The organism is Tissierella sp. (assembly GCF_032104385.1).
Lineage (GTDB): Bacteria > Bacillota > Clostridia > Tissierellales > Tissierellaceae > Tissierella.
This window is the reverse complement of the sequence record NZ_DAMCHJ010000007.1, coordinates 137,033-148,408: the sequence shown is the minus strand read 5'-3', so window position 1 is coordinate 148,408 and position 11,376 is coordinate 137,033. Positions and strand designations below refer to the sequence as shown.

The window sequence follows — 11,376 nt, the reverse complement described above, 5'->3', positions numbered from 1 at the left end:
TTCTACATTCTGTAGTATTGATTTTATTTTACATCATGTAGAGTATAGAGTCAAGAAAGATTAATACTTTTTCAACCATATTTTTACTAACTTTTTAGGATAGAGATTTAAACCCATTGAATTATCCATATGGCTTTATTGCTATTTTTTATGATTATAGATAAAAATTTAGAGAGGATTTTATCTATGTATATCCTCTCTAAAGGTGTTGTTTATCTTGTCTAGTAACATTTAATGTTTTTTAGAACTTTTGAGATTTATTCATGTCATTACTTTGACACAAAGGGTTATACTTGGTAGTTAGTTATTTGCTGATTTGGGAAAAATAAGATATTAATATTATTCATAGTAAGACGTTTAATAAAAATTATGTTCATCATGAGTCTACAAGGATATCACCCTTATACGTATCAAATAATCTAATATCTATTAGGGGTGAATCGAGGAGCTGGAGGTTGATTCTAACCCCTTTGACTTTTTCAGATATTAAATTCCTTTGTAAAACCAATTATTTTTGTAAGATTATCATCAATCACTACTCCAGATTTTTCAGCTATTCCCTCTATTCTATGCCCTAAGATTTTAGAAAGACTTAGCAATCTAACATTCTTTCCATCAGTGTAATGCGGGCAAATAGAGTATTCCACTAATCCTATTCCATTAGTATCCTTTGTACCAATGATATCTTCGTCATTGGTAGTTCTAATATCTTTCCCAAGCACTACCGCTCCTGCACTATTTCCCACAATAATAAGCTTTTCTCTTTGTTGCTTTAGGAAATCGCCAAACCCAGATTTACGAATAATATCCATGAGTTTATATGTATTACCACCTGCAATATATATAACTCTTGCCTGTCTCACTTTTTCCCAATCTCCATACAAATCTACATATTGAATATTTACAAGACCATATTCGCTCATATTTTGCTTGAAAAAGCTATAATACTCTTCCTGCGACCTAGTCGTTGCAGAAGGAACAAACACTACAAGTTCATCCTTTTTAATTTTCGAAATCCATTCCTTATCAATTTCCTTTGAATCTGGATAATATGAACCGCCATTTAAAATTATAATTTGATATTCCTCCCTATTTTATCAAATTCTTATTACACATAATACTACGAATGCGTCTTATTATATATTGATTATACTTATTTCTTAATCCTTTGCCATAAGCTTACAAAAAACAGTCTAATTTGTTCACCTATATAACTTGATATTATTATATAAACTCTTATAGTTACCATAAATATGATTAAAAACATCAAAATTCCTGGAATAAATGGAATTTCTATAATAATTATCCCCCTCCCTAACAATAAGCAAATTTAGTCCTTGCTTCTCATAATTCTACTGTTACATCACCAAGTATACTATAAATCTCTACGGTGGTATAATTATACAGTAATAATATTTATCAGCTATCTTTTTATGAGTTTCAAGTAATATTTCCTTACTATTGCATTCTAAAATCTCTGTATATATTCCTTCCCCATGAGGCTTTAAATCAATGATTTTCAAAATTATTCCCCTACTACAATTAATATTAAAGGTCTGTTTTTTCTGACAATATAATTATCTCACTTAATTTATATTATCTATATGCAGCATATTAATAATCGTAACTCCACCATATAAATTCAACTTTTTAGGAAATTACTTAAAATATCTTAGGATAGGACTTCAAACTCATTGATATCTTTACACCTTATGCTCGTGTCATTATTATAACACGCTCCCCACAAGCTGGGTTGAATGGAAAATAAGGTTTTCTGTAGGTTTTGTTACTATTTCTCATAATTTTAGATAAAAATTTAGAGAGGGTTCCTTTTGATTAATCCTCTTTGATTTCAATGAAATAAGGTATTGTTTGTTCAGAAAGCGGAATGTCATCTAAATTATACTCATTTAAATGTTTAATAAATCCATCTTTCTTTGTTTTAATATATACTCTATCACCTTCCGCTCTATATTCTTCGATAAATTTAAGATTTATATCAATAAACATATTACTCAACTTTATCTGCTAATTCATAAGTTTTTCTTCTGGAATTTCATTAATAATCGCATATCCATTTGGCATATCGTTCTCATTAAAATCAAGTTCTTCCATTCTCTTTCTTTGCCTTCCATTTCTACAATTTCAACTTGATAAAAATACAAAGTATTATCTTCTATAGCTATATATCCTGTTAGAACTTCTATTTTATTTTCAGGATTTTCTACTTCAGTTTTAGTACATCTTATAACTGAAAACAATGACAATCAATAATTAGTAAAATAATTATTTTTTCATAAAACCACCTCTCGTATTAGAATTGAAATGATTGCACGTAATTCTACTGCTTTATATATTCTAAAGAATTATCTAAAACATTATATTTTACAATTACATTTTCAATTATTTCCATATAATCATAAGCAAGAGCTGCCTCAAACTCTACTGTATTATTGTCAATCCATTTTAAATTCCCGCCCCAGCTATATCGCCCGTCTGGATAGGTATTGTTGTAATCTTTATTATCCATCGCAACTTTTTCTACGGCTAACTTCATAATTTCAGGACTGATCTTTCCATTATTTAAGTCAATAATATTAAGCGAACTACTTCTTCTGCTAGATGTTTGTACTGCTATTTTATCATTGGATGGAGAAACTTTAATGGTTTCAGTCGTATCAATATACGTTTGTGGATCTGCAAAAGAATAAAGCTTTGATAACTTATCATTCCTAATTATCCATAACTCATTATAACTTCCGTAGTCAGAGTAATTATTAAAAAGCGCAAAAACTTTAATGCCTCCAGTACCATTAACAATATAAGGACTATCAAATTCCTTACTTAACACGCTTATTGCAAATTCTGCACCATGTTTAAGTGTTTTATTGGTACTGCTCAAAAATGGTGTAATTTTAGATATTGCATGAATTCTTATATCGTCTTGATTATAATATTCAACGAGCCTATTTATACAGTAATACTGACTATACACATTCGTTGATTCTAATCCTTTAAACAATACCTCCACACCATACTTTTCAATGAAATAATTGGCCTTCTCCATGATATCGTTATCCATATATCTCCAATATATTTCAAGCCCTGTATAGTTTTCTGGTATTCTCATTAAAGTGTCCCAGAACTTATCAATTTCAGTGTCATATATTTTAACTTGTTTAGAGTCAGCATCCCACTCAACAATTTTATTAAATGACTCTGCGATTCCCCGAATTGGCATATATGTCGTGCCATTGTAACTAAACGGTTCTACATTATGACCATTAGCATCTTTAACTTCTATTTCTTTACCATTTAAAAGTATTTTTATGTTGTCATAATATACAGTTATATTTGTGCCTGTCACAGCAGCAAAAACAATACTCGTTGATATCATGATTGTTAAAGTAAAAATGATTCCTGATAAAAATCCCTTCCATTGCTTAAACATTTGTGTTTCCTCCTTTCATTCGAACCACCACTATCTACCAAAAATAATTGATTTTAAAACTGCTTTTATTAAAATTATGATTAATATCCTATCTATATAATATCATATAAATTAGTAAATTCATCATTTCCTACTCTCCTGTAATAATATTGTAAACTATTGAAATATCAAAAAAAGAATGATCAAATTATTAGCCATTCAAATGAATATAAAATTGTTAATATACCATTCTATATAATCTATTAATTCTCTCTTAAAATGTTCAATATCTTGAAATACTTGAAGATATAGCAATTCCGACTTTAATAGTCCAAAGAAATTCTCCATAATTGTACTGTCTAGACAATTTCCTTTTCTAGACATACTCTGTCTTACACCTTGTTCTTTTAGACGATGTTGATATTGCCTGCAGACCGAACCTGAACAAGTAGAGTGCTTATCAATTCTGACTATCAAATTCAGTCCACAGTTTTTATTTTTTAGCTGTTTACCATAACGTGGCATATTATATTCTAGAATATTTTAATAATTAAAATCCTTATTTCTTGACTACCGGTAACCATTCAGAATAAATTCGTTCCCAAGTTTCTTATAAAGTTTATGGAACAATTTTAAGTTCTGTTAATTATAAGATCTAGTCTATTCATTTAACATTATCCATTCCTCAAGAAGATTATCTAAGTGACTTTCCAATTCAACTTTTTCATTGTATAAATTATTCAATTCACTATAATCTGTAGCACTTATATTTATTTCTAATTCTTTATTTGCAATTAATTTTTCATATCTTTCTATTTCTTCTTCTATTTCTTTAATTTTTTTAGTATTTGATTTATTCGTTTTCATCTTTCCATTACTCTTCTTATTGTCAACTACTTTGTTATTTTTAGCTTTATTTATTTTATCAAATTCCCGATTCTTTTTCTCAGATAATTTCTTTTCCCTAAAGTAATCATAGTTTCCTAGGTAAGATATTAGTTTACCATGAGAAAGTTCTACTACCTTATTTGCAATTCTATTAATAAAATATCTATCATGGGATATAAAAATTATAGTTCCTTCAAACTGTAATAAAGTTTCTTCCAGCATCTCACGGCTCATGATATCTAAATGATTTGTTGGTTCATCTAATATTAGCGTATTTACATCCTTATACATTAATTGACAAAGTCTAAGCCTAGCTCTTTCACCGCCAGAAAGATACTTAACCTTTTTAAATATATCTTCACCATAAAATAAAAACTTTGATAAGATGCTTCTTGCATCTCCTTCAGAACATATATATTCCTCTCTAAAGATATCTAAGATAGTCCTCTCTTCATTATTAAAGTAAATGTTTTGCTGCAAATATCCTATTTTTACATTTGCCCCCATCTTTATTTCCCCTCTGTCTGCAAGAGTCTCACCTAATATTATTCTTATCAAAGTAGTCTTACCACTTCCATTTTGTCCAATCATAGCAACTCTCTCTCCATACTTAACAGAATAATTTATATTTTTAAACAAAATCTTATTTCCTATTTTCTTATATAATTCCTCAACTATAATAACGTCTTGACCTGATCTATTTTGAATAGAAAAATCTAATTTCATTGTATCATTATCTATTATAGGTCTATCAACCTTTTCCATCTTCTCTAGTCGCTTTTCCATACTAAAAGCTCTTTTAAACATCTTTTCATTATCTCCCCTATTTGCCCAATCTTTCAATCTTTTTATGGACTCCTCCATTGATTTAATTTTCTTTTGCTGGTTTTCATAACGTTTTAACTCTTCCAAATATACTTTTTCTTTTTCTCGTACATAGGATGAATAGCTCCCAATGAAAACATTTGCTTTTCCTCTTTCTATTTCAATTATCTTATTTACAACATTATCTAAAAAATATCTATCATGAGATATAATTATAAAAGTTCCTTTATACTCTAATAAAAATGACTCTAGCCACTCAATAGAATCCATGTCAAGATGATTAGTAGGCTCATCTAGAAGCAAAATATCCGGCTCTTCTAATAAAATTTTACCTAGAAGAACAGTAGTCTTTTCTCCTCCACTTAAATCTTTAAACTTGGCATTCAAAATTTTTTCATTTAATCCTAGCCCATTACATACTTTGCTTAATTTTTCTTCAATTTCATATCCTCCTTTACTTTCAAATAGATTTTGAAGCTCTCCATATTTTTCGATTATAGATTCTAATTTATTTCCTCCAACATTACTCATTTTTTCTTCTAATTCCCGAAGATTCGATAGTATTTTAAATTCATTATGAAATGCTATCTTTAAAACATCTATCACTCTAAATTCATCTTGATAATTTGTAATTTGCTCTAGATAACCTATTTGACTTCCTTTACTAACGCTAATCAAGCCCTTGTCGTAATTCTCCATACCTGCTATGACTTTAAATAAAGTGGTTTTTCCTGTTCCATTTCTTCCAACTATACCAACTTTTTCTCCTTTTAACACTTGAAACGTTATATCTTTTAGTACTTGATCTGCCCCATAATACTTTTCAACATTGTTTAAGGATATTTCTATCATCTTTCCATTCTCCTTTCAAAAAATAAACCTAGGTAAGAAAAGTTTACCTAGGTTTATTTGGTCAAAGATATTTATATAAGCATTTAAAATACAAGTTATATAACAAAATGTATTTATACATAAAAAAACCTAGGCAAGTAATAATTTACCTAGGTTCATTGGTTTATCAATGTAATTTAATTAATGGTAAAATAAACACTTTCCTTTAGTTAACATAATATTAATTTTAGACATACCTATCCCTTGGTTCATAATATTTCTAAATCCTGTTATTATAATATTGGATAGCATCTCTAAAACACTGTTAACTAAAGTTTCCATACTCATTTTCACCACCTTATAAATATTAGTTACATATTATCATAAATGGTCTATTTCTTCAACATATTATTTTTTGTTTGCATCTACAATTAGCCTCATAGGTCTACGAAGCTCTTCTTCCATCCCCTCAACAATATTTTCTCTTTCCTTCAAAGAAATAATTATCCACTGGAAAATGTAGTATCTTTCCATTATTATCATAGTACTAATCTTGAGAACCATATGCTGTAAATGTAGGATGTTCTATTGAAAAAATAAACTCGCCATCTTTAACAAGACAACCAGATACTGTTTCGACAATTTCTTCAAAAGACTTAGTATAGTGGAGAGCTAAAGAGCTAATCTTTAGTATTTTACTTGAAATATCAGCCCCTACAACACATTTGGCTTCATATTCTATGGCATATTGGCAATGCCAAGCAAATCATGATTTTCTAGTTCATTTGATTAATTTCAAAATCTTTATGTCTTTTACAATAAATATCCATAGAAAAGCTATAATAGGGTTTCTCAACTATAAACATTAAATCAGCCTCTGGAGGAGCAAGTTTTTATTATAACTAAAATATTATAGGAATTATTAAAAAACCACAGAACGAATTCTGTGGTTTAATCTCTAGTCTTCACTTCTTAGTATATTTATATTTTTACCTTCCATTACTCTATTCATATTTCTTACAGAGCACATCTTACCACACATAGTACAACTGTCATCATGTTCAGGTTTAGATTCTTTTCTATATCTTCTTGCTTTTTCTTCATCTATTGATAGTTTAAACATCTCTTCCCAATCTAATTTTTGTCTTGCTTTACTCATTTTCAAATCCCATTCATGGGCATTAGGTATCTTTTTTCCTAAATCTCCTGCATGAGCTGCTATTTTAGATGCAATTATGCCTTCCTTCATATCGTCTAAACTAGGTAATCTTAGATGTTCTGCTGGTGTTACATAACATAGAAAATCTACTCCATAACTAGCTGCCATAGCTCCACCTATAGCACTGGTTATATGGTCATATCCTGGAGCTACATCTGTAACTATAGGGCCTAATACATAGAAAGGTGCTCCATGGCATAGTTTTTTTGCTAGTAAAACATTAGCTTCAATTTCATTTATAGCTATATGTCCTGGTCCTTCTATAATAATTTGTACATTTCTCTCCCATGCCCTTTTGGTAAGTTCCCCTAATACCATAGTCTCTGCTATTTGAGCAGCATCTGTACCATCTGCTATACTACCTGGTCTTAATGCATCTCCAAGGCTTATTGTCATATCGTATTCTTCACAAATATCTAATAATTCATCAAAATATTCAAAGAATGGATTTTCTTTATTATTTAATTCCATCCAAGCATAAAGAAGAGAACCTCCTCTTGAAACTATATTTGTAACTCTTTTATTTCTTTTAAACATATTTGCTGTTTCCCTATTTATTCCTGCATGTACCGTAATAAAATCTACTCCATCTTCTCCATGTTTTCTTGCTACATCTAAAAATTCCTTTTCCGTTATGTCCTTTAGTTCCTTATCGTAGAATCCAACTGCATCATATACAGGTACAGTTCCTATCATAGCTGGTGACATTTCTACTAATCTTCTTCTAAATTCTTCAGTTTTTCCAAAAGAACTTAAATCCATAATAGCTTCTACATTCATATCTAATGCTGTTTTTACCTTATCCAATTCCTTATCTACACTTGGACAATCTCTTGAAATTCCTAAATTGACATTGATTTTAGTTCTTAAACCTTCCCCTATTCCTTCTGGACTTAAGGATTTATGATTTTTATTTGCTGGTATTACTATTCTACCCTCTGCTATAGCTTTCCTTAATTTTTCTACATCCATATTCTCCTTCTTACTAACTATTTCCATTTCCTTTGTTATGATGCCTTTTTTAGCTGCATCCATTTGAGTTGTGTAATTCATTGAAATTTCCCCCTTTAGTTTATTTTTAGATACTTATTTGAACACAAAAAAGCTATATACCAACAAAAGTATATAGCAAAAATACATAACAAATTAGCCAAATCCCTCCGTTGGAATTACCCAAATCAGGTTCTTAGGGTCAAGAATAACATTCCTATCTCAGCCTATTAATATAAGCACCCCTTTACGTCACTATTCAATTTTTATTCAATATAAACATATCATATAATTAAATTTTTTACAAGATAAAGAATTAAAAGGTTATATAGATAAATCCATATTTATTAATTTGAATGTTCAGGTACAACTAATATTAGCTTTTAATCTTTTCAATTATTTCATCTTTCATGTTCTTTATGTTCCTTAATTCATTTTTCACTAAGCCATCTTTTAAATTTTCTTTTTCTACAAAGAACATAGATAGCCCGTCTAATCCTACATGAGTACCTACTGCAACACCCATTTGCATAATATATATTTCATCTTTAAAATCTGTCTCAGTTTTTATTTTTTCTATTAAATCTTTGGCAATATTTATATCGGAAGTATATCCAACAATAATGAAATCTGTAATTTCTTTATTAACTCTTGTTATAAACTCATCTACATAAAACCTCAAAACCCTATTTCGTCCTCTTTCTTTAGCAATTATTGCTCCTTTGCCTTTCCTCATGGACATAATGGGTTTTACCCTTAAAAGCTTACCGATAAATGCACTGGCATTTGTTAATCTGCCACTTTTAATTAAATTGTTAAGATCATCAACACAAAGAAGATGCTTTACCCTAGCTTTATAGGTCTCATTAAATTTAATTAATTCATCAAATGTATAGCCTGCTTTTAATAATTTAGCAGATTTTAAAATCAACCACCCGCTGCCATGACTCATAGATAAAGAGTCTACTACATAGATTTTAACACTTGAATCTTGATTATTCTCAAAGAAATAATTTTTAGCTAAAACAGCAGATTGATATGCTCCACTAGTACCACTAGACATACAAATGCATAAGATTTCCTTATATCCTTCTTCAATAGCCTTATATATTATTTTTAAATACTCCTCAGGGCTTGGCATTGAGGTAGTAGGTATTTCTTCTAATGTAGTCAAGAGTTTAAAAAATTCATCTGGCGTTATATCTATTTTATCTTTATAGTTTGTCCCATTTATCATAATATTAAGAGGTGCAACTCCTATATTATATTTTTCAATGATTTCTTGAGATAAATCACAAGTAGAGTCAGCCATTATCTTTATCATTTCATTCCCCCATTTGTATATTTCGTCAAAATTCGTTATAATTCGATAATTCTCATAGTTAATAATTATAACATACTGTGGTTAAAAGATATATGAGAACTTATTGGTACTAATATTTTATTTCAATATTAACTGACATTTGCATAAAAGGTAAAATGGAAAATACATAATCATATAAACTTTCAATTATGGATAAAATATATTGATAAAAGATGAATTAGAAATTTTAACTTAGAAAAGGATGATATTATGAATATAAATAGAATTTTCTTTGAAGGAGAAAAATTAAGAGTACTAGAACTGTTCATTAGAACATCAATATTATATTTTACATTATTTGCGTCAACTAAATTAATGAAATTTTTTCAATCCAGTATAGTTACTCCATATAACTTTTTAATGGCAGCCATAACTAGTAATATCGCTGCATCACGTATGATTAATCCAAAATCCAGACTAATTGATGCAATTTTAATAATAACATTGTACTCCTTAATACATTTAATCATTTCTTATTTATATTTAAAAGCACCATCTGTAGTTACACAGAAACCAATAATCTTGATTAAAAATGGTAAAATTATAAAAGAAAATCTTTCTAATTCGAAATTAACAATAGATAATTTATTTTCAATATTAAGAGAAAAAAATGCTTATGATATTGAAAATGTAGAATATTTAATTGCTGAATCCATAGGAAATTTTAGTATAGCTATAAATAATAATAATCTTCCGCCAACAAAATCCGATATAGGCATAGAAACTTCAAAAGATATTTTATCAGAAGTTATTATATATAAAGGAAAAATTGATGAAAAAGTTCTTAGCAAAAATGGATTAAACTGCAAGTGGATTGAAAAGCAACTTAAATTAATTAATATAGATAATATTAATAATATTTATCTTGGGGTTCTGACTTCAGATAAGAAGTTATATATAAATTTATAAATTAGGAGGAATTTTTATATGAACGTTCTTGGAGTTATAAAAAACATCTCCTTATCAGAGTATTTAATCAGAACCTTGATTGTGGGAATAATATCATTTTTAATGGGACGATTTATAATGAAAAGAGCTATAAATCAGTTTACTGCCTATGATTTTACAGTAGTCTGGATACTAGGAGTTATTATAGCCGCCCCATTGATAGATGGGGAAATTTCTTTTACATATATAATAGTTCCATTATTAACCTTATTCTTCTGGCACTATATAATAAGCCTTATATCTTTTAAAAGTAGAATTTTAGGATTATTTTTCAACGGTAAACCTACGATTTTAATTGAGGATGGTAAAATTATTAGAAAAAATTTTAAAAGGCAATTTATAAATATTGACTTGTTTTTAAGTCAATTGAGACTTAAAAATATTTTTGATATTTCAGAAATAAAATATGCAATTTTAGAACCCAATGGACATTTAAGTGTTATAAAAAAAGAACCTAATAGATATATCACTCCTACAGATCTTAATTTAACTGCTAGACCTCTAAGTTTACCTGTAGTAGTTATTAATGATGGAAAATTATTCGAAGAAAATTTAAAAGATTTAAAATTAAATAAAGAATGGCTTATGAATAATCTTAGTATGTATAATATAGATGATATCTCTAAGGTCTATCTAGCCACTATAGATAATTCTAGAAAATTATATGTAGCTAGAAAATATATGTAATTTTTTATTGATATTAATATTAAAGTACGTTCATTCTTTGGTATCCTTCATCATTGGTGCGAAATTCATTTGAGCTAAACCTAGAAATTCTATTTTAATAACTAAATGATTCCCCTTTCCCTCCAAATGCTTTTTTTATGTCTTCTACCTTAACAATACATTTTTCAAGAGGAATTATGCTCTTTGTATTATTAC

The 11,376-nt window shown here is 28.5% G+C and carries 12 protein-coding genes, 2 pseudogenes and 1 riboswitch; of the genes and pseudogenes, 2 read left to right on the top strand and 12 right to left on the bottom strand.

What is annotated here, in order from left to right:
- Positions 1-479: 479 nt before the first annotated feature.
- The 12 genes and pseudogenes from RT714_RS09165 to RT714_RS09115 form a co-directional block, all read right to left on the bottom strand.
- The gene (locus tag RT714_RS09165; protein ID WP_313757275.1) at positions 480-1,070 is read right to left on the bottom strand and encodes a Type 1 glutamine amidotransferase-like domain-containing protein; all 591 of its coding nucleotides are present in this window, start codon (positions 1,068-1,070) and stop codon (positions 480-482) included.
- A 315-nt stretch (positions 1,071-1,385) separates the two neighbouring features.
- Positions 1,386-1,523, bottom strand: a complete 138-nt coding sequence (locus RT714_RS09160) for a hypothetical protein (protein ID WP_313757271.1) — start codon at positions 1,521-1,523, stop codon at positions 1,386-1,388.
- A 313-nt stretch (positions 1,524-1,836) separates the two neighbouring features.
- Positions 1,837-2,010: a hypothetical protein gene (locus tag RT714_RS09155; RefSeq protein WP_313757270.1), complete on the bottom strand. Its 174-nt coding sequence runs from the start codon at positions 2,008-2,010 to the stop codon at positions 1,837-1,839.
- Positions 2,011-2,033: 23 nt separating this feature from the next.
- The gene (locus RT714_RS09150) at positions 2,034-2,267 is read right to left on the bottom strand and encodes a hypothetical protein (protein WP_313757269.1); all 234 of its coding nucleotides are present in this window, start codon (positions 2,265-2,267) and stop codon (positions 2,034-2,036) included.
- A gap of 74 nt (positions 2,268-2,341) precedes the next feature.
- Positions 2,342-3,451: a copper amine oxidase N-terminal domain-containing protein gene (locus tag RT714_RS09145; protein ID WP_313757268.1), complete on the bottom strand. Its 1,110-nt coding sequence runs from the start codon at positions 3,449-3,451 to the stop codon at positions 2,342-2,344.
- Between the two features lie 198 nt (positions 3,452-3,649).
- A pseudogene (locus tag RT714_RS09140) lies at positions 3,650-3,859 on the bottom strand (IS3 family transposase); the annotation flags it as partial.
- A gap of 231 nt (positions 3,860-4,090) precedes the next feature.
- Entirely contained in the window at positions 4,091-5,995 is a 1,905-nt protein-coding gene (gene abc-f, locus RT714_RS09135; protein ID WP_313757267.1) for a ribosomal protection-like ABC-F family protein, read from the bottom strand.
- 180 nt (positions 5,996-6,175) lie between these two features.
- Positions 6,176-6,322, bottom strand: coding sequence for a hypothetical protein (locus tag RT714_RS09130; RefSeq protein WP_313757266.1), 147 nt, complete (start codon positions 6,320-6,322; stop codon positions 6,176-6,178).
- Positions 6,323-6,382: 60 nt separating this feature from the next.
- On the bottom strand, positions 6,383-6,508 hold the full coding sequence (locus RT714_RS09125; protein ID WP_313757265.1) for a hypothetical protein: 126 nt from the start codon (positions 6,506-6,508) through the stop codon (positions 6,383-6,385).
- Positions 6,456-6,569: pseudogene (locus RT714_RS15930) on the bottom strand (SAM-dependent methyltransferase); the annotation flags it as partial. The gene RT714_RS09125 and the pseudogene RT714_RS15930, both read right to left, overlap by 53 nt.
- A gap of 363 nt (positions 6,570-6,932) precedes the next feature.
- Complete coding sequence (gene thiC / locus RT714_RS09120) at positions 6,933-8,246, bottom strand: phosphomethylpyrimidine synthase ThiC (RefSeq protein ID WP_313757264.1); 1,314 nt, start codon at positions 8,244-8,246, stop codon at positions 6,933-6,935.
- Between the two features lie 85 nt (positions 8,247-8,331).
- Positions 8,332-8,440, bottom strand: a riboswitch (TPP riboswitch).
- A gap of 119 nt (positions 8,441-8,559) precedes the next feature.
- On the bottom strand, positions 8,560-9,507 hold the full coding sequence (locus RT714_RS09115; protein WP_313757263.1) for a DegV family protein: 948 nt from the start codon (positions 9,505-9,507) through the stop codon (positions 8,560-8,562).
- Between the two features lie 249 nt (positions 9,508-9,756).
- On the opposite strand from RT714_RS09115, the gene RT714_RS09110 reads away from it, so the two are divergent.
- On the top strand, positions 9,757-10,455 hold the full coding sequence (locus RT714_RS09110; protein ID WP_313757262.1) for a YetF domain-containing protein: 699 nt from the start codon (positions 9,757-9,759) through the stop codon (positions 10,453-10,455).
- 18 nt (positions 10,456-10,473) lie between these two features.
- Positions 10,474-11,181 (top strand): DUF421 domain-containing protein, encoded by a 708-nt coding sequence (locus RT714_RS09105; RefSeq protein WP_313757261.1) that lies wholly within the window; start codon positions 10,474-10,476, stop codon positions 11,179-11,181.
- The last annotated feature ends 195 nt before the right edge of the window (positions 11,182-11,376 follow it).